The sequence below is a fragment of the Nesterenkonia aerolata genome (assembly GCF_031470965.1).
Classification (GTDB): Bacteria; Actinomycetota; Actinomycetes; order Actinomycetales; family Micrococcaceae; genus Nesterenkonia; species Nesterenkonia aerolata.
In genome coordinates, this window is the sequence record NZ_JAVKGR010000001.1 from 454,249 (window position 1) to 472,357 (window position 18,109).

Annotated in this window: 15 protein-coding genes; 7 read left to right on the forward strand and 8 right to left on the reverse strand. The window is 68.6% G+C overall.

The window, feature by feature from the left end; translation table 11 throughout:
- Positions 1 to 23: 23 nt before the first annotated feature.
- On the forward strand, positions 24 to 1,466 hold the full coding sequence (locus tag RIL96_RS02065; RefSeq protein WP_310547329.1) for an aldehyde dehydrogenase family protein: 1,443 nt from the start codon (positions 24 to 26) through the stop codon (positions 1,464 to 1,466).
- 6 nt (positions 1,467 to 1,472) lie between these two features.
- On the opposite strand, the gene RIL96_RS02070 is transcribed toward RIL96_RS02065, so the two are convergent.
- The gene (locus tag RIL96_RS02070; protein ID WP_310547330.1) at positions 1,473 to 2,474 is read right to left on the reverse strand and encodes a sugar-binding transcriptional regulator; all 1,002 of its coding nucleotides are present in this window, start codon (positions 2,472 to 2,474) and stop codon (positions 1,473 to 1,475) included.
- A gap of 251 nt (positions 2,475 to 2,725) precedes the next feature.
- Here RIL96_RS02070 and RIL96_RS02075 point away from each other — a divergent pair, with 251 nt between their 5' ends.
- From RIL96_RS02075 to RIL96_RS02100, 6 genes are all read left to right on the forward strand, one after another.
- Complete coding sequence (locus tag RIL96_RS02075; RefSeq protein WP_310547331.1) at positions 2,726 to 3,934, forward strand: zinc-binding dehydrogenase; 1,209 nt, start codon at positions 2,726 to 2,728, stop codon at positions 3,932 to 3,934.
- Positions 3,931 to 5,403, forward strand: a complete 1,473-nt coding sequence (locus RIL96_RS02080) for an RbtT/DalT/CsbX family MFS transporter (RefSeq protein ID WP_310547332.1) — start codon at positions 3,931 to 3,933, stop codon at positions 5,401 to 5,403. The genes RIL96_RS02075 and RIL96_RS02080 overlap by 4 nt, the downstream gene beginning before the upstream one ends.
- On the forward strand, positions 5,400 to 7,145 hold the full coding sequence (locus tag RIL96_RS02085) for a dihydroxyacetone kinase family protein (protein WP_310547333.1): 1,746 nt from the start codon (positions 5,400 to 5,402) through the stop codon (positions 7,143 to 7,145). Before RIL96_RS02080 ends, RIL96_RS02085 begins: the two co-directional genes overlap by 4 nt.
- A complete protein-coding gene (locus RIL96_RS02090) occupies positions 7,142 to 7,600 on the forward strand; it encodes a ribose-5-phosphate isomerase (RefSeq protein WP_310547334.1) in 459 nt (152 codons plus the stop codon). The genes RIL96_RS02085 and RIL96_RS02090 overlap by 4 nt, the downstream gene beginning before the upstream one ends.
- A 128-nt stretch (positions 7,601 to 7,728) precedes the next feature.
- A complete protein-coding gene (locus RIL96_RS02095) occupies positions 7,729 to 8,490 on the forward strand; it encodes a GolD/DthD family dehydrogenase (protein WP_310547335.1) in 762 nt (253 codons plus the stop codon).
- A gap of 86 nt (positions 8,491 to 8,576) precedes the next feature.
- Positions 8,577 to 10,046 (forward strand): FGGY-family carbohydrate kinase, encoded by a 1,470-nt coding sequence (locus tag RIL96_RS02100; protein ID WP_310547336.1) that lies wholly within the window; start codon positions 8,577 to 8,579, stop codon positions 10,044 to 10,046.
- 4 nt (positions 10,047 to 10,050) lie between these two features.
- Here RIL96_RS02100 and RIL96_RS02105 read toward each other — a convergent pair whose 3' ends face one another.
- From RIL96_RS02105 to RIL96_RS02135, 7 genes are all read right to left on the reverse strand, one after another.
- Entirely contained in the window at positions 10,051 to 10,527 is a 477-nt protein-coding gene (locus tag RIL96_RS02105) for a flavodoxin domain-containing protein (protein WP_310547337.1), read from the reverse strand.
- Positions 10,528 to 10,748: 221 nt separating this feature from the next.
- Positions 10,749 to 12,728, reverse strand: a complete 1,980-nt coding sequence (locus RIL96_RS02110; RefSeq protein WP_310547338.1) for an NHL domain-containing thioredoxin family protein — start codon at positions 12,726 to 12,728, stop codon at positions 10,749 to 10,751.
- Positions 12,725 to 13,543: a hypothetical protein gene (locus tag RIL96_RS02115; RefSeq protein ID WP_310547339.1), complete on the reverse strand. Its 819-nt coding sequence runs from the start codon at positions 13,541 to 13,543 to the stop codon at positions 12,725 to 12,727. Before RIL96_RS02115 ends, RIL96_RS02110 begins: the two co-directional genes overlap by 4 nt.
- Positions 13,540 to 15,660 carry a bifunctional copper resistance protein CopD/cytochrome c oxidase assembly protein gene (locus RIL96_RS02120; protein WP_310547340.1) on the reverse strand — a complete coding sequence of 707 codons (2,121 nt, stop codon included), beginning with the start codon at positions 15,658 to 15,660 and terminating at the stop codon, positions 13,540 to 13,542. Before RIL96_RS02120 ends, RIL96_RS02115 begins: the two co-directional genes overlap by 4 nt.
- Entirely contained in the window at positions 15,657 to 16,484 is an 828-nt protein-coding gene (locus RIL96_RS02125; RefSeq protein WP_310547341.1) for a copper resistance CopC family protein, read from the reverse strand. Before RIL96_RS02125 ends, RIL96_RS02120 begins: the two co-directional genes overlap by 4 nt.
- A gap of 93 nt (positions 16,485 to 16,577) precedes the next feature.
- The gene (locus tag RIL96_RS02130) at positions 16,578 to 17,639 is read right to left on the reverse strand and encodes a cation diffusion facilitator family transporter (protein WP_310547342.1); all 1,062 of its coding nucleotides are present in this window, start codon (positions 17,637 to 17,639) and stop codon (positions 16,578 to 16,580) included.
- A gap of 140 nt (positions 17,640 to 17,779) precedes the next feature.
- Entirely contained in the window at positions 17,780 to 18,064 is a 285-nt protein-coding gene (locus RIL96_RS02135; RefSeq protein WP_310547343.1) for an HU family DNA-binding protein, read from the reverse strand.
- Positions 18,065 to 18,109: the final 45 nt, after the last annotated feature.

The following is an 18,109-nucleotide window of genomic DNA, read 5'->3' on the forward strand; positions in this document are numbered from 1 at the left end:
GTGCTCACTGCTATGTTGTGCCCATGAGCGCAGCAGCCGTCACCGCAGCCCGTCATCTCGCCGAGTCCGATGAGCCGAGGAGCCTGAGCTGGCGACGTCGGCAGCTCACCGGGATCCGCGAGATGCTCACCGCCGACGCCGATCAGCTCGCCGAGGCCTTAGAAGCCGATCTGGCGAAGTCACCGGCGCAGGCCCAGCTGACCGAGATCGGGGTGGTGCTCTCCGAGATCGACCACACGTTGAAGAACCTGGAGTCCTGGGCCAGGCCGCGCAGCCTGGATGTGCCGCTGTTCCTGCGTCCGGCGAGCGCACGCCTGCAGCCCGAGCCGCTGGGGGTCGTGCTGATCATCTCGCCGTGGAACTATCCGGTCCAGCTGTGCCTGTCTCCGCTGGTCGGGGCCCTGGCGGCGGGGAACACTGTGGTGGTCAAGCCCAGTGAGATCGCTCCGCACACCTCGGCAGCACTGGCGGAGCTGCTGCCGCGGTACACCTCGGCAGACGCGGTCCAGGTGGTCGAAGGTGGGGTCGAGGAGACCACGGAGCTGCTGCGTCACCGCTTCGACCACATCGTCTACACCGGCAACGGGCATGTCGGGCGGATCGTGATGCGGGCCGCCGCTGAGCATCTGACCCCGGTGACCCTGGAGCTGGGCGGGAAGTCGCCGACCTGGTTCGACGATGACGAGCGCCTCGAGGCCGCCGCCCGGCGGATCGTGTGGTCGAAGTTCACCAATGCGGGGCAGACCTGCATCGCCCCGGACTATGTGCTGACCACCCCGGACCGTGTCCAGCCGTTGACGCAGGCGCTGCAGAAGGCATGCCGTCAGATGTTCGGCCGGGATCCGCGGCGCAGCCCGGATTACGGGCGGATCGTCAATGAGAAGCACTTCGATCGGCTTGCCGCCGCGCTTCAGGAGCACACCTCGGCCAACCGGGCCGGGGCCGGTGCCACTGTGGCCTTCGGCGGCGCACAGGACAGGGCGCAGCGGTATTTCGCCCCGACCGTGGTGCACTCCCCCGCCCCGCGGCGTGGCGCCCGGGGGTTGGCGCTCACGGCCGGCGCCCGCGGCGATGATGCGCTGATGGCCGAAGAGATCTTCGGTCCCATCCTGCCGATCGTGCCGGTGGACTCCGCCGAAGACGCGGTGGAGCTCATCCGCGCCGGGGAGAAGCCGTTGGCGCTGTATGTGCACTCAGCCTCCGCCCAGACCCGGGAGCTGTTCGAACGCCGGACCTCCTCGGGTTCGATCGTCCACGATGCCGGGCTGGTCCAGGCCGGAGCCGCGACGATCCCCTTCGGCGGAGTCGGCGAGTCCGGGATCGGCGCCTATCACGGAGAGGCCTCGTTCCGGCGGTTCAGCCATGACAAGCCGGTGGTGGAGAAGCCGTATCTGCCGGATACGCTCTCCTTCGCGATGCCGCCGCTGGGCCGGATCAAACGTGCCCTGCTGAAGAAGCTGATGTGATGCTGCTCAGCACCGGCTGAGTACACCGCGTGCGGTCTCCTCATCGGTCACCAGGGCGGTGACCCAGCCCCCGCGCGCCGCGGCGATGATGCTGGGGACCTTCGCACCGCCCACGGCGGCACCGATCCTGGTGGGCACGGCGCGCAGCGTGTCACTGGGGATGCGGACCATCCGCTCGCTGCCGGGGAAGGTGATCTCCGCTCCGGCCTCATCGAAGAACGCCAGGCACACATCCCCGACCGAGGCGGCGAGGCTGGGGTGCTCCCGCGGTACGGAACGGGCGATGGACACCCGCGTCATCGCCGGTGCTCCGATGCCGACCAGCGCGGCCTTGGCCTGCGCCCAGTCGTCGAGGACCTGACGGAAGCCGGGGTCGTCGTGGAGTGCTTCCAAGAGTGCCGGCGAGGGCATCGAGGGGGCGAAGAGATACCGCGGGTATGCCCCGGTGGACACCGCGAAGGCGCGCACGACCTCATTGGTCTGGTGCCAGGCATCGGGTTCGGCCTGGCCTCCCACCGTCGGGGCGACCACCACACCGCGGAAGTCCCCCAGGTTCTGCTGGGCCAGGGCATAAGGAGTGGCGCCCGAGGCGATGAGCAGCGCGTCACCGGAGCGCAGGTCAGCCTCGGCGAGGGCGCTGCGTGCGGCACCGGCGAGTCCGGGGCCGAGCCGGTCTGATTGGTCACCCGGGGCGATGTGCGCCGCCTGCAGTCCGAGCGCCTGGCACAGCTGGGCTTCCATGGCCTCAGCACCGCCGGAGCGTGGGCGGTGCACGCGGATCTCCACGATGCCCTGACGGCGGGCCTCCCCCAGCATGCGGCTGACTGAGGGCCGGGAGACGCCCAGCTCCGTGGCCACCTGTTCCTGTGTGGCACCGCGTTCGTAGTAGAGCTGGGCGGCCCGGTAGAGCCGGTCGAGCTCTTTGGAACCCTCGCTGTGCGCACTGCCGGTGTTGTGTGCACTGCCGGTGCTGCCTGCCCGGTCGGCGCTGACCGAGACCTGCCCCATGCCTACGCCCCTCTCTGCCTCTGCTGAGTCTCTCTGATCTGCCCTGTTGATATGTCCTGCTCATTTGTCCTGTCGGCTCCGCCGCCATCACACCGGCGCCGTACTCCGGCTACCAGTATGCGCGATGTCGCCGCCGCCACACTATCGTGCGTGAACATCTGTGCTTGACGTTTGTTCGAATGGGGCTACGATAGTCCCTGCGTGATCCGTCCCACATCGGGACGCCGCCTGATCTCGATGAGGAGACTTCGATGACACATGACACCGTGCAGACCTCCGAGGCGCTGCCGACGACGATGCGTGCCGTCGTCGTCCACGGCCCCCAGGACTACCGGCTGGAACAGCGGCCGGTGCCCACACCCGGCCCGGGCGAGCTGCTGCTGCGCACCGACGCCGTCGGCGTCTGCGCCTCCGATCTGAAGTGCTACCACGGCGCCGAGAAGTTCTGGGGCGGGGAGCACAAGCCCGCCTGGGCGGAGACGAACCGGACCCCGGGCCATGAGTTCGTCGGCACCGTCGTCGCCGCCGGAGAGGGTGCGCTCGAGGCGCGCGGCACCGCCCTGGGCCAGCGCCTGGCCTGCGAGCAGATCGTGCCCTGCTGGGAGTGCTTCTACTGCCTGCGCGGCATCTACTGGATGTGTGAGCCCCATGACATGTTCGGCTTCAAAGGCTTCGACGGCGCGATGGCCGAATACGTGCTCATCCCCGCCCGCGCACTGACCCATCCGGTCAGCGCAGAGCTGCCCGGCCACTGGGCGGCCTTCTCCGAACCGCTCTCCTGCGCGATGCACGCGGTCGAGCGGGGCTCGATCACCTTTGAAGACACTGTCGTCATCGCCGGGGCCGGTCCCATCGGGCTCTCGGCCATCGCCGGGGCCCGGCAGAAGAACCCGCTGCGGATCATCGCCCTGGACATGGTCGAGGAGAAGCTCGAGCTTGCCAAGGCCTGCGGCGCGGATCTCACGATCAACATCGCCGCTGAAGACGCCGTCGCCCGAGTCAAGGAACTCACCGGCGGCTACGGCGCCGATGTCTACATCGAGGCCACCGGCCACCCCTCAGCGGTGTCCCAGGGGCTGAACCTGCTGCGCAAGCTCGGGCGCTTCGTGGAGTACTCCGTGTTCAAGGACAAAGCCTCCGTGGACTGGTCGATCATCTCCGATGACAAAGAGCTCGACGTCCTCGGCGCCCACCTGGGTCCGCACTGCTGGCCGGCGGCGATCAAGCTCATCGACGACGGCAAGCTGCCGATGGAGCGGCTGTGCACCCACCAGTTCGCCCTGGAGGACTTCCAGCAGGCGCTGGACCTCGTCGCGGACTCCTCCGGGGACTCGGTGAAGGTCTCCATCCTCCCCCACGGGCACATCCCCGCAGCCGACGAGACCCGGCAGCAGCCCGGCCAGCAGGACCAGCAGCGCCAGCAGGACCAGCAGCGCTCACAGGAAGGGCAGGGACGATGAACTCCAGCACCTCTGAGACATCTGCTGCGCCGCAGAGCGCATCGCGGCTGCCGCTTCCGGTCGGCCACCCCGAGGAGACCCGGCTGGACCGCCTCGGCATCCCCTCAGCACTGAAGTGGGGCTTCCTCGGACTGCTGGTGCTGATGACCGGCGTCGGCGTGGAGTCGAACATCCTGACTCCGCATATGGTCGCCGTGCTCGGCTCTCCGGAGGCCACCGCCGCCTCCATCATCACCGGCCATTCGATCGCAGTGGCCATCGGCTCCTACCTCGGCGGGGCGCTCTCCGACCTCTTCGGTCCCAAGCGGATCATGGCGCTCGGCGCCGGCATCTTCCTGGTCTTCCAGGTGCTGTTCCTCATCGCACTCTCCAGCGGCAGTGTGGAGTTCGCGGCGGTGACCTACTTCCTGCGCGGCTTCGGCTTCCCGCTCTTCGCCTTCGCGTTCATCGTGTGGGTCAACATCTCAGCCCCGCCGCAGCGCCGTTCGACGGCGATCGGCTGGTTCTACGTGATGTTCACCGGCGGACTGCCCACGCTGGGCTCACTGGTCGCCATCGGCGCGATCCCCGCGCTGGGCGGCGGAGGCGCCGGCGGAGTCGGCGAGACCCGCGCCATGTGGATGGCCGGGCTCCTGGTACTGGCCGGGTTCCTCATCGCCGCCCTCGGGGTGAAGGACCCGCGCGGCACCGAGCGCCTGGCCCCGGCGGGTGAATCGGCGGCCCAGGTCCTCACCGCAGGGCTGCGCCTGACCTTCACCCACCGCAAGGTCGCGATGGGCTTTCTGATCCGCCTGATCAACACCGCCCCGCAGTTCGGGATGTTCATCGTCATGCCGGTGGTCATCGCTGACACCCTCGGCTGGGGTCAGGGCCGGTGGCTGGCGATGACCGTGGCGGTCTATGCCACGAACATCCTGGTCAACGCCGTCTTCGGCGCGATCGGTGACCGGTGGGGGTGGCGCCGGACCGTGCAGTGGTTCGGCATCACCGGTTCGGCCATCGGCCTGCTGGCCTGGTGGTACGTCCCGCAGCTGGTGCCGGCCGGGTCCGACTGGGGCTTCCTGCTGGCCACCGCCGCCGGGTGCATGTTCGGCTGCCTGCTGGCCGGGTTCGTTCCGATGGGCGCGATTATGCCGGCGCTGGCCCCGGACCACCGCGGTGCGGCGATGGCCATGTACACCACCGCAGCCGGCGGGGCGATCTTCCTCGGCTCCGCCGTGGTCGCAGTGGTGTTCACCATCGCCCAGAGCATCGGGATCAGCGACTACGCCCGCAACAGCCTGACCGTCTGGGTGTTCGTCGGTCTCTACTTCTGTGCCTTCCTGATGATCCGGCATCTGAAGGTGCCCGAGGACGCGGCGAAGGAGAAGTACGGCAAGCTGTTCGGCCGCCGCGAGATCTCGATCGAGGAGGAAGAGCAGGTCATCCGTCAGGTACAGGCCCACCCCGAGCCGGGTGATCACCGATGACGCGACTGTTCGACGACGCCGCGCAGTTCACCGAGGACCAGCTCCGCGGCTTCCTGGACCTCTACTCCGACCGGCTCCTCGGCGTCGACGGCGGTGTGATCTCCGCAGCACCGACACCTCAGCCGCAGGTCAGCGTGGTCCTCGGTGGCGGTTCCGGGCACTATCCGGCCTTCGCCGGTCTGGTCGGCCCGGGTTTCGCCCACGGGGCCGTGGTCGGCAATATCTTCACCTCCCCCTCGGCCGGGCGGGCCTACCGGGTGGCCCGGGCCGCCGAGGCCGGACGCGGGGTCATCTTCACCTTCGGCAACTATGCCGGCGACGTGATGAACTTCGGCTTGGCCGCCCAGCGCCTGGCCGCTGAGGGGATCGACGCGCGCCGCGTCATCGTCACCGATGACATCGCCTCGGCTGAACAGCCGCATCGGCGCCGCGGGATCGCCGGGGACTTCACCGTGTTCAAAGTGCTCGGGGCCGCGGCGGCCGAAGGTCTCGACCTCGACGCCGTAGAGGCGGCTGGGCGGCACGCCAATGCGATGACCCGGACCTTGGGCGTGGCCTTCGAGGGCTGCACGATGCCCGGTGCGCAGCAGCCGCTCTTCGAGGTGCCTGCGGGGCATCTGGGGCTTGGGCTGGGGATCCACGGCGAACCCGGGATCGACGATGTCCCGATGCTCAGCGCCGCGGAGCTGGCGCAGCTGCTGGTCTCCCGCGTCCTGGCCGAGGCTCCTGAGGGTGCCGGCTCTCGGGTGGCTCCGGTGCTCAACGGTCTGGGCACCACCAAGTATGAGGAGCTGTTCCTGCTCTGGGGGCACGTGGCGGACCTGCTGCGCGAGGCCGGGTATCAGGTCGTGCAGCCGGAGGTCGGCGAGCTGGTGACCAGCCTGGACATGGGCGGCTGTTCACTGACGCTGATGTGGCTGGATGAGGACCTGCACCGGTGGTGGACCGCTGATGCCTACACTCCGGCGTTCCGCCGCGTGGCCGCAGGCCTGCCGTCGGGGACGTCCGGGCGGGCCGGGGTCCACCTCGCCCCGCAGGAGACTGAGATCCCCGCCGCGAGCACGGCGGGTCGGCTCGCCGGTGAACGGGCCCGGGGCGCCGCCGCTGATCTGGCCGTGCTGCTGGAGCAGGCCAGTACGGAGCTCGGCCGCATCGATGCCGTCGCCGGGGACGGCGATCACGGCCGGGGCATGCTCCGCGGCATCACCGCCGCCTGCGCCGCGCTCGATGAGCTGCCCGCACATGCCGGCATCGCTTCCGTGCTGCGCAGCGCCGGGCGGACCTGGGCCGATGACTCCGGCGGCACCTCCGGTGTGCTCTGGGGCGCGGCCCTGGAGGCCGCTGCGAACACCCTGGATGAACAGGCCGATGCCCTCAGTGCCGCCGACGCGGTGCGCGCGGCCGGGGCGTTCCTCGAGTCCATGCAGTCCCTGGGCGGGGCGCAGCCCGGTGATAAGACGCTGATCGACGCGCTGGTCCCGTTCCTCGAGACGCTCACCGCTGAGGCGGACCGCGGAAGCACCCTGGAATCGGCCTGGTCCCGGGGTGCGGCGGCCGCCGAACAGGCCGCCGAGGCCACGAAGGATCTACGGCCTGCCGTGGGCCGGGCCCGCCCGCTGGCCGAGAAGTCCGTCGGCACCCCGGATGCCGGGGCGACCTCCTTGGCGATGATCCTGCGTCGGCTCACCGATCACCTGCACACCGATCACCTGCACAGCTCTACCGAGGAGGACCAGACGTGAACTCACTTCGTGTGGTCGTCGGAAGCGACGACGCCGGATACACCTATAAGGAGATGCTGAAGGAGGACCTGCAACGCCATGAGCGGGTGGAATCGGTCGCCGACGTCGGCGTCGCCGCTGACGGCACCACGGCCTACCCGCACATCGCCGTGGAGGCCGCCCGTATGGTGGCCGCGGGCACGGCCGATCGGGCGCTGCTGGTCTGCGGCACCGGCTTAGGCGTGGCCATCGCGGCGAATAAGGTGCCCGGGGTCCGGGCGGCCACCGCGCACGATGCGTTCTCCGTGGAGCGGGCCGTGCTGTCCAACGACGCCCAGGTGCTGTGCCTGGGTCAGCGGGTGATCGGCCCGGAGCTGGCCCGCAAGCTGGTCGCCGAATGGCTCCGTCACGAGTTCGACTCCACCTCCCCCTCAGCCGAGAAGGTGGCCGCCATCTGCGGTTACGAAGGGGCCTGAGCCTCTGCGCGGCGCGGTCCCCTCACCTCTGCCGTCTCTGATCTGACCACTCATCTGACCATTGACCTGACACTGACCTGACCTCTGCTTGACCACTGTTCTCACGACTTGAAAGGACACTGCATCCCATGACGACAGGACTCTTCGATCTCACCGGCCACATCGCGTTGGTCACCGGCGGCGGCTCGGGGCTCGGTGCCGCCATCGTCCGTTCCTTCTCCGGTCAGGGCGCCACGGTGATCCTGGCTGATGTGCGCAGCGACCGCGCCGAGCAGCTGGCCGAGCAGCTGCGGGACTCCGGGGCCCACGCCGAGGCGCTCGCGCTGGACGTCACCGACTCGGCGGCGGTTCAGCGCACCGTCGATGACATCGTCGCCCGTCACGGCCGCCTGGACATCCTGGTCAACTCGGCCGGGATGACGATCCTCGAGGAGGTCACCGAGGTCGCCGATGAGAGCTGGCGTCGCATCATGGAGCTCAACCTCACCGGTGCCTTCTGGGTCTCCCGTGCCGCGGCGCGGCATATGAAGCCGGCGGGATACGGCCGGATCATCACCATCGCCTCCCAGGCGGCGCATGTCTCGCTGCCCGCGCACACCGCCTACACCGCCTCGAAGTCCGGGGTGCTGGGGATGAGCATCTCGATGGCTGCGGAGCTGGGGCCCTACGGCGTCACCTCCAACACCATCTCGCCGACGGTGGTGCTCACCGAGCTGGGCATCCAGGCCTGGGATGGTCCGCACGGTGACGCGCACAAGGCGCAGATCCCGGTGCGCCGGTTCGCCGAGCCGGAGGAGATCGGCGCGGCCGTGGTGTATCTGGCCTCGAAGGAGGCCGCGATGGTCAACGGCGCTGACCTGCGGATCGACGGTGGTTTCACGATCGCCTGACGCAGCGGAGGCAGACTCTGCGATGATCGTCACGGCAGGTGTCTGACCTGCCGTGACAGCAGCACCGTCATCTGAGGGAGGCCGTGATGTATCTGGGGATCGATGTGGGCACCGGCAGCACCAAGGCGGTGCTCACCGATGCCGAAGGCACGCTGCTGGCCCAGGCCTCACGCAGTCATCAGCCGACGATGCCGCAGCCCGGTCATGTGGAGTTCGACGCCGAGAACGTGTGGTGGGCAGAGGTCGCCGAGCTCTCCCGCGAACTGCTCGAAGGCCGCGACGCCGGGAAGCTGCGCGGGGTGGGGATCTCCGCGATGGGGCCCTGCCTCATCCTCACTGATGAGGCCCTGACTCCGCTGCGACCGGCGATCCTCTACGGTGTGGACACCCGCGCTGAGGAGCAGATCCAGGCGCTCAATGCCGAGCTCGGCGAGGAGCACATCCTGCGCACCGGGGGCAGTGCGCTGTCCTCGCAGGCGCTGGGCCCCAAGATCCGGTGGGTGAAGGAGCATGAGCCGGAGGCCTTCTCCCGCGCGAGCCGGTGGTTCTCCGGGTCGAACTTCCTGGTGGCGAAGCTGACCGGTGAATACGTCATCGACCAGCACACCGCCTCACAGGCTGATCCGCTGCATGACCTCGACGCCGGGGCATGGATCCCCGAGCATTGCGCGGCGATCACCGAACATCTTCAGATGCCGGGGCTGGTGGCCTCGACGGAGGTGGCCGGTGAGGTCACCGCGGAGGCGGCGAAGCTGACCGGCATTCCGGCGGGCACTCCGGTGACCGCGGGCACTGTGGATGCCTGGGCGGAGGCTTTCAGCGTCGGCGCCCGCAGGCCCGGTGACCTGATGCTAATGTATGGTTCCACGTTCTTCTTCGTCCAGCACGTGGCCAGGGCTCAGCGCCGGCAGGGACTGTGGGCGACGCGCGGTGTGGAGCCGGGCACGTTCTCTCTGGCCGCGGGGATGGCGACGTCGGGGTCGATCGTCGGCTGGTTCCAGCAGCTGACGCAGTCTGCGATGGAGGACCTCAGTGCTGAGGCGGCCGCTGTGCCCCCGGGAGCCGAGGGGCTGCTGGTGCTGCCGTATTTCGCCGGTGAGCGGACCCCGATCTTCGATCCGTTCGCGCGCGGAACGATCACCGGGCTCACGCTCTCCCACGGCCGGGGCCATATTCTGCGGGCGATCTACGAGGGGATGGCCTGCGGTGTGGCGCAGATCCTGGAGCTCATGGCCCCGGACTCCGGGGAGGCTCAGCGGCTGGTGTGCGTGGGCGGCGGTGTGAAGAGTCCGCTGTGGGCGCAGATCGTCTCCGATGTCACCGGCCGGGAGCAGGATGTCCCCGAGCAGACCATCGGGGCCAGCTACGGGGACGCCCTGATGGCGGCGATCGCCGTCGGTGATGTGCCCGCCGAGACGGACTGGACACGGATCGAGCGCCGCATCATTCCCGACCCCACCCGGGCGGACACCTATGCGGCGCTGCTGGATACCTACACTCAGGCGTATCCGGCGATGCGTGAGACCATGCACCGGCTGGCGGGCCGTTGTGAGTGAAGGCTCAGTTGACCCCGTAGGAGACCAGGTCCCGGGCCCAGTCTTCGATGGCGGGCCAGTCGCGCCAATCGGCGTCGAGCGGGGATTTGGCGAAGCGCAGCATGAGCTTCTCGACGAAGCCCAGCTTCTCGGAGTCGATGGCCCCGCGGAAGTAGGCGATCTCACGGGGTCCGAAGCGGCGCAGCTTCGCAGCCAGTTCACCGTCCAGGCGGGGCGCACCGCCGACGGCGAAGGCGAAGAGCGGCTTGCCCTGCAGCTCGGTGCGGTGGGACTCCAGGAACATGGTCCCCTCGGCCAGCAGATTCTGCTTGTACACCGGCATCCCGATGACGACGTTCGAGGCGTCGTAGAGCCACTTCCCCGCTTCGGAGACATCCTTGATGTGGGCCCGCACGCCGCGCGAACTCAGCGTGGCGGCGATGCGCTCGCCGATCTCCGTCGTCGAGCCGTGGGTGGTCGCCACAACGACCATAGTGGTCATAGGTCCTCCGCCTTTCGGTGCGACATGTCTGCTGGTCACGAGCCTACCGAAACTTCCGCAGCTTAACCCGGGATGTTAGCTGAGTCGCACTGCATTCACGTAGCCTGGCGGACACGGACCACCAGAGGACCGAGGCGGAGATTGAGTCACCCGGGGACGACGAGGAGGCTCCGAAGGCGCCCCTACTCCACTTATTTCTGGTCCACTGATCTCTGCTCCACTTATTTCACTCCGCGCAGATCCAGCTGCAGGCCCGTGTCCCCGCCGTCCTCCACAGTGACGGGGATGCCCCAGTCCTGCTGGTAGAGATGGCAGGCGGCATGCATCGGGATCTCCTCACCCGGTGCGCCGTCGCAGGCCGCGGCCCGGGCGGTGATGTGCAGAACCCCCTCGCTGACCTCGGGGTTCAGCCGCAGCCTCCGCTGCAGGCCCTCCTGGGAACCTGCCCCCTCCAGGATCAGCTCCTCCGGGGAGGAGGACACCTTCAGCTGCGTGGGATCACCCCAGCGATCATCGAGCTTCTGCCCCGTCGGCGCAGAGAACCCGATGCTCAGCGCGAACTCCCCGGCAGAGACAGGTGTGGTCGGCCGCTGAGTCTGCAGCGCACCCTCATCCACACTGAGGTACTCCTCGGGCACCGCCAGACGCACCAGCTCATGCGCATTGGTCTCCACCACCAACAGCGTGGTGCCGTCCGAATCCAGCAGCACATCAGAGGGCTCCTTCAGCCCCCGGGCCACTGTGGAGATCTCTGCGGCCACAGTGGTGCCGTCGGCGGCCACATGCTCCCCGTGATACCGACGGATCGCCCCGTTATAGGTATCAGCCACCAGCACCGACCCATCGGGCAGCGCAGCCACACCCAACGGGTGCTGCAGCCGCGCCTGCTCCGGAGCGCCATCACGGAACCCGAAGTCGAAGAGCCCCTGCCCCACGATCGTCTCCACCCGCGGTGCCTGCGAGTTCTGCGCCACCCGCAGCACCCGCAGCGAGGACGTCTCCGAATCCGCGATCCAGATATCCCCGGCCGCATCGGCCGAGAGCCCCGAAGTCTGCGCGAACCAGGCCTGCTCGGCCTCGCCATCGGTGAGACCCTCCAGCCCGGTGCCGGCCCAGATCGCCAGCTCTGAGGTGCGCGGATCGAAGGTGAAGATCTGGTGGGTCCCGGCCATCGCGATCACCACCCGGTCCGCAGCCTCAGACCACAGCACATCCCACGGCGAGGACAGCGAGACCTGCAGCGGTGAGGTGCCCAGCGATCCCGTCGCCGGGCCGTCCTGCCCCTGGGTCACCCGCTCCGAATCGATCAGCCGCTGCACGCCGTTGCCGGCCACTGTGCTCACCGTCCCGGTGGCGGCGTCGATCCCACGCAGCCGGTGGTTCACCGTATCGGCGACGACGATGTCATAGCCCACCTGCTCGGCGACCTGCTGCGGCAGCACGGCCACGCCCTGCGGCTCGGTGAATCGGGCGGACTCGGCATCGCCGTCGCGGTGGCCCTTCTCCGGAGCCTCTGCCGCTCCCCCGCCGTAGGCCCGCACCACAGTCTCCAGATCAGCCTCAAGCTCCACGATCCGGTGATGACCGGTATCGGCCACCAGGAACCGTCCCACTGAGGACTCGTCACCGCTGAGCGCACGGGTGATCGGCACCGCCTTGCCCGGGAAGCGCAGCGTCCGGGAGACCGGCTCGGGCGGCACATACGGGCCATCCCCGCGGTGCAGAGTGCCCTTGGCCTCATGCTCGGCCACCAGCTCCTCCACCAGAGACGTCAGCCCCGCGACATGCCCCTCACCGGAGAGGTGCGCGGCGATATAGCCCTCCGGATCCACCACGACCAGCGTCGGCCAGGCTCGGGCCGAATAGGCCTGCCAGGTGGTCAGGCTCGGATCATCGAGCACCGGGTGCGCGATCTCATAACGCTCCACCGCAGCAGACAGAGCCTCCGGATCGGCCTCGTGGTCGAACTTCGGAGAGTGCACCCCCACCGTGACCAGCACGTCGTCGAAGCGTTCCTCCAGCGGACGCAGCTCATCGAGGACATGCAGGCAGTTGATGCAGCAGAAGGACCAGAAATCCAGGATGACGACCTTGCCGCGCAGATCCTCCAACGCGATCTCCCGGCCCCCGGTGTTCAGCCATCCACGGCCGATGAGCTGCGAGGCGCGAATCCTGTCGGTACGGCGGATCGTCTCCGTCATGAGGTCTCCTCCAACGAGTCCAGAGCGTGCTCGGTGATGGACTCGGCCATCTCCGTGAATTCTGACGACCCGGCCGCCGGTTCCCCGATGAAGGACACCATCACCACGTCATCGTCCACCCGGGTGAACAGGATCTGCGCGACGATTGTTCCGCCCCCGCTGTGGGCCTCGTCATCCGGAGCGCCCTCCAGAGCCTCCTGCTGCTCCTCAGATTCGAAGCCACGCTCCCAGGAATAGGCGATCGTACCCTGATGCCCCTGGTCAGCGGTCTCCAACTGGTCGAGCTCCACCTCGGAGACCTCAAGGTCATAGTCAGTCTCATAGCGGGAGAACTCCACCTCCGGGCAGGATTCCACCAGCGTCCGCACGTGGTCGAAGTGCTCATCCACCCGCTCCGACTCCTCTGCACCGGAGACCGAGGCCACCTCGATGGAGCCGGTGCCGGTGAATGTCTCCGAGCCGAAGTCCACCCGGGCGGCATCCGAACCCAGCAGCAGCGGCGCCCAGTCCACCGCGGCCAACGGTTCGGCGCATTCGCCCGGCTCGACCTCGGCGTCGTCGGCGCCTTCGGCCATCGAGTCCTCCATCTGGGTGCGGAACTCCTCCACCGCGTCCTCGGTGAAGAACCCGGCGGAGTCGAAGCCGAAGCTCGAGGCCCGCTCCATCGCCGCCTCAGCCGCAGCCACCAGAGATTCTCCCCCGGCGCGGGGGCTCTGCTCGGGCTCCTCCTCACTGCCGCAGGAGCTCAGCGCCAACGCCAGCACGGCACCGGCGGCACCCAGCCGGAGGGCACGGGAACGGTGGGGGTGGGTCATCGTCGGGAATCCCTCTCAGCCATCTGGGCGAACATCTCGTTGTACTCGTGCAGTTCGGCGTCTCCGGTGCGCTCGGCCTCACGGTCGGTGCGCCGCATCTCGCGGGTATCATCCCGGGACCACTGGATCGCGGCGATCACCGCCATGAGCATGGCCGGGATCTCCCCGAGACCCCACATCATCTCCGACCCCGAGCGCTGATCCTCCACAGCGGAGAAGCCGTAGTCGTGGCCCATGTTCCCGAACCAGGAGGCTTCGATGAGGACCTCCATATTGGTCAGCGCGATGGCGGTGAACGCGTGGAAGGCCATCGTGGCCAGCAGCATCAGCAGCCGGATCGGGTACGCCGGACGCTTGGGCAGCGGGTCATCACCGATGAGCACCAAGGCGAAGATGTACCCGGTGAGCAGGAAATGGACCATCATCAGCTCATGGCCGATGTGGTAGCGCAGCGCCAGGCCGAAGATCGGGGTGAAGTAGAACAGCAGAATCGATCCGGCGAAGTTCGCCGCGGCGAACAGCGGATGCGTGACGATCTTCGACCACCGCGAATGCACCAGCCACAGGATCCACTCCCGCGCCCCGCGGCTGGCATCAGCGCGCACCGGCAAGAACCGCAGCGCCAAGGTCACCGGAGCGGCCATCACCAGGAAGATCGGGATCACCATGGTCAGCGTCATGTGCTGGATCATGTGCCCGGAGAACAGCACCACCCCGTAGACCGCCGGGCCGCCGGAGGTCACCCAGAACAGTCCCAGCAGCCCGAACAGCCAGCTCACCGCGCGCATGATCGGCCAGCGGATCCCCCGGCGTCGCACCTGGACTGTGGCGTAGAGGTACCAGGCGGCGAGGAACACGCACAGCGCGATCCACAGCCAATCCGGACGCCACAGGGTGAAGTACGTGGAGAGCTCCGGGGCCGGCGGCAGATCATAACCGGTGAGGATGCGCGCCGGTGTCGCATCCGGCGGGAGGTCCTCAGACACCGGCGGAGAGGTGCGCCCCAGGATCGCCGAGAGCGCGACGACGGCGGACATCACCGCCGCCTCGACCAGCACCAGCTGCCAGAGCAGCCCGGTGATCCGGCGGTATCCGGGCCCCGGGTCATCGGCGGTCAGCCGGGGGATGATCCAGCTGCGGTGCATCCACCCGATCATCCCCAGCGCGAGCGTGGCGAAGGCCTTCAGCAGGATCAGCGTGCCGTAGGCGGTGGTGACCAGCTGAGACCAGGCCTCGATGCGCAGGGCCGCGTTCACCACGCCGGAACCGGCGACGACGGCGATCGCCAGCCCCGCGATCGTGGAGTACCGGCTGAGCACCATGCCTACGAGCCGGGATTCTGCCGCCGTGGTCGCTGCAGCCGCCTGCCGACGGATCTCCGGAGACAGCAGCGCCAGGACGATCAGCCCACCGACCCAGACGATCATCCCCAGCAGGTGCAGCGCCAGGGAGTTCACCGCGGCCGTGTGATCATCACCGGAGGCCGAGTGGCCTACCAGCGCCATCGGGATGATCCCGGTGAGTCCGAAGAGGCTGAGCACGAAGACCCCGCCGGGGGCGCGCACTGCGACGATCAGAGTGGTGAAGACGGCGGAGATGACCACCATCGCCGCCCACGCCTGGCCGGTGGGGATAGAGGCGACGAAGCCCACGAGCCCCTGGGTGAAGCCCTCGTCCGGGCTGAGCGGCTGGCCGGCCAGCGCGGAGTATGACAGCACCAGCACCGCCAGCGCCGCGAGCGTCCACACCACAGCAGAGGCCCCGGCGATCTGCAGGGCCTTGAGGTAGAGCGGGTGCTGATCAGGAGCCTCAGCGGCGTCGGCGTCGTGGGTCCTGCTGCGCCGACGCCGGCGCTTGTCCCCTCGGCCGTGCGGCACCGCGACGGCGGCCAGCAGCGCCGCGGAGACGGCCACGGCCATCGCCAGGTGATGGGTGAACCGGGCGACGGGCAACCCCCACCGGGTGACCGCCCCAGGGTCGGAGATCTGATCCGCTGTGCCGAGGCCGGAGAGCGCCCCTGCCACGATCAGCGCCACCAGCCCAGCAGCCAGGGCCGCGGCGGTCCACAGCGGCGCCGCCGAGGCCTGGGCGGAATCAGCTGGACGCGTGCGTGTCACGGGGTGCGGTCCGGGCCTTCGGACTCGTCGGTGCTGGGCTGGTCAGTGCTGGGCTGGTCGGTACTGGACTGATCAGCGCTGGACTGGCCAGTGCCGCCGGGCTCGCGGCGGCCCTGCTTCCACTCCTCGACCTGGTTGACCTTCCGGCGCATCATGATCACCGCCAGCAGCACGATGAGCACACCGCCGATACCCAGCAGCACGACGATCCACCCGGACGCTCCGCCTTCTTCAGAGACCGGGTCCTGGGCGCCGTCGGCCTCCGCGGCATCGTCAGCGTCAGCGTCGGAAGCGTCCTCAGCGGAGTCCTCGGCGGTGTCTGCGGCAGAGCCCTCAGCAGGCTCCTCAGTCTCGTCGCCAGTCTCGTCGTCGGCCTCGTCACCGGCGGCCTCGATCCCGGCATCGACCGTGAAGGACAGCGTGCCTTCCTCATCGTGACCATCGGAGTAGACGACCCGGTAGACCACGTCATACTCGCCGTCGGGCAGCGGCTCCTCGAAGCTGGTGGACATCGTGGAACCATCCACCTCGGTCTCAGTGCCGTGGTCCTCGCCGTCCTCGTCGGTCACCCTGATCTCGTTGGTGATGCCCTCACCGGTGGTCAGGCCGCCACCGGAGAACTCCAGGGTGACGTCCTCCAGCGGCTCGGTCACCCGGGCGTCGTCGTCCGGGGTGGAGCCGATCAGTGTGTCATGGGCCCAGGCTGGGGCGGCGCCGGCCACACCTGTGCCCAGGGCGAGGGCTCCGACGGCGGCGGCGCCGGCCAGACGGCGGACGGTGATCTGCTGGGACGGAACCGTCGGCTCAGCGGCGGCGTGCGGCATACGACCTCCTGGACGTGTGGGAATGACCGCCCCTGATTCTACGTGGCGTAGAAGCTACGGGGTGGCTCGAGCACCGGGGATGTCAGCACCTGCTCAGGGATGCGAGGCGTGCTCGGCTTCGGCATCACGGACATCACGGGTCTCCAACTGGATGGTGGTGTGCTCGATGCCGACCTCGAAATGCTCGGCCGTGCACCGGCGGATCCTCTCCAGGATCTGCATCGCATGGCCATCTCGAAAGCACTCATCCTCCAACACCACATGGGCCGAGAGCACCGGCAGCCCCGTGGCCACTGTGGAGGCATGGAGGTCATGGACCTCGATCACATGGTCCTGGGAGAGCAGATGCTCACGCACCTGCTCGACGTCGAGCCCCCGCGGGGCGAACTCCATGAGCACCCGCAACGTCTCGGTGATCAGCAACACCGCCCGCGGAATGATCATCAGAGCGATGATCAGGGCTGCCAGCACATCAGCGCGCTGGTAGCCGGTGGTCATCATCACCACAGCCGAGGCGATCACCGCCAGAGTGCCCAAGGCATCGAGGAGCACTTCGAGGAAGGCGGCCCGCATGTTCAGATTCGCCCCGCGGCGGGCCGCGAGCACCCAGACCGCCGTGACGTTGAGGACCAATGCCATAGACGCGACGATCAGCAGTTCGGCCGAGGCCACCTCCGGCGGCTGCGCCCATCGCCCGTAGGCTTCGATCAGCGCGTAGACGCTGATCCCCATCAGCAGCAGCGCCTGCCCGAGTGCCGCCAGCACCTCGATCCGCCGGAAGCCCCAGGTGCTGCGTGCCCCGGCCGGGCGCACCATCAGCGCCGCGGCGACCAGCGCCACCATCAGGCCGATGGAGTCGGTGAGCGAATGCACCACATCCACCAGCAGGGCCAGGCTTCCGGTGATCAGCGCGCCGACGGCTTGGAGCACCACGATGCCCACCACCAGCGCACAGGCGATGGCCAGACGACGGCGCAGCTCCGGTGCGGCTGCCACCTCGGCCGGTGAGGGGCCGTGGGAATGCCCGGCACCGTGGCCGTGCTGATGGCTGTGCCCGTGACCATGCTCATGACCGTGCCCATGGCCGTGCTGATGACCGTACTGGCGGCCACGCTCGCGCCCGTGGTCGTCCCCGTCGTCGTGATGCCCGCCCATCACTCCATCATCACCCTTTCACGAGGTGGTCTCAACGCTGGGCCCCAGCGCTGGTTCTCAACGCTGGACCGAACACAGCTGAGGCCCCCACCCGTATCACGAGTGGAGGCCTCAACCGGTGGCTCCTCAGAGCCGGGCACTCACTTGCCGGAGGCGGCGTTCTTCAGCTTGGAGCCTGCGGTCAGCTTGACCGAGTGACCAGCCGGAATCTGGATGGTCTCACCGGTCTGCGGGTTGCGGCCGGTGCGGGCGGCCCGCTCGGTGCGCTCCACGGCCAGCCAGCCGGGGATGGTGACCTTCTCGCCGCGGGAGACCTCTTCGGTGAAGACCTGGAAGACGGCGTCGAGCACGCCGTTGACGGCGGCCTGGGAGTTGCCGGACTTCTCGGCGACGGCGGCGACAAGCTCGCTGCGGTTCATGGCCATGGTGATGTCCTCCTGGACGTCCTGGACGTCAATCGGTGTCAGTCC

Bases quoted from the DNA above. Each gene is read 5' to 3' on its own strand.
- RIL96_RS02125 (WP_310547341.1), bottom strand. From the start codon at position 16,484: ATGCCGCACGCCGCCGCTGAGCCGACGGTTCCGTCCCAGCAGATCACC.
- RIL96_RS02075 (WP_310547331.1), top strand. From the start codon at position 2,726: ATGACACATGACACCGTGCAGACCTCCGAGGCGCTGCCGACGACGATG.
- RIL96_RS02065 (WP_310547329.1), top strand. From the start codon at position 24: ATGAGCGCAGCAGCCGTCACCGCAGCCCGTCATCTCGCCGAGTCCGAT.
- RIL96_RS02115 (WP_310547339.1), bottom strand. From the start codon at position 13,543: ATGACCCACCCCCACCGTTCCCGTGCCCTCCGGCTGGGTGCCGCCGGT.
- RIL96_RS02085 (WP_310547333.1), top strand. From the start codon at position 5,400: ATGACGCGACTGTTCGACGACGCCGCGCAGTTCACCGAGGACCAGCTC.
- RIL96_RS02110 (WP_310547338.1), bottom strand. From the start codon at position 12,728: ATGACGGAGACGATCCGCCGTACCGACAGGATTCGCGCCTCGCAGCTC.
- RIL96_RS02080 (WP_310547332.1), top strand. From the start codon at position 3,931: ATGAACTCCAGCACCTCTGAGACATCTGCTGCGCCGCAGAGCGCATCG.
- RIL96_RS02100 (WP_310547336.1), top strand. From the start codon at position 8,577: ATGTATCTGGGGATCGATGTGGGCACCGGCAGCACCAAGGCGGTGCTC.
- RIL96_RS02105 (WP_310547337.1), bottom strand. From the start codon at position 10,527: ATGACCACTATGGTCGTTGTGGCGACCACCCACGGCTCGACGACGGAG.
- RIL96_RS02095 (WP_310547335.1), top strand. From the start codon at position 7,729: ATGACGACAGGACTCTTCGATCTCACCGGCCACATCGCGTTGGTCACC.
- RIL96_RS02135 (WP_310547343.1), bottom strand. From the start codon at position 18,064: ATGGCCATGAACCGCAGCGAGCTTGTCGCCGCCGTCGCCGAGAAGTCC.
- RIL96_RS02130 (WP_310547342.1), bottom strand. From the start codon at position 17,639: ATGGGCGGGCATCACGACGACGGGGACGACCACGGGCGCGAGCGTGGC.
- RIL96_RS02070 (WP_310547330.1), bottom strand. From the start codon at position 2,474: ATGGGGCAGGTCTCGGTCAGCGCCGACCGGGCAGGCAGCACCGGCAGT.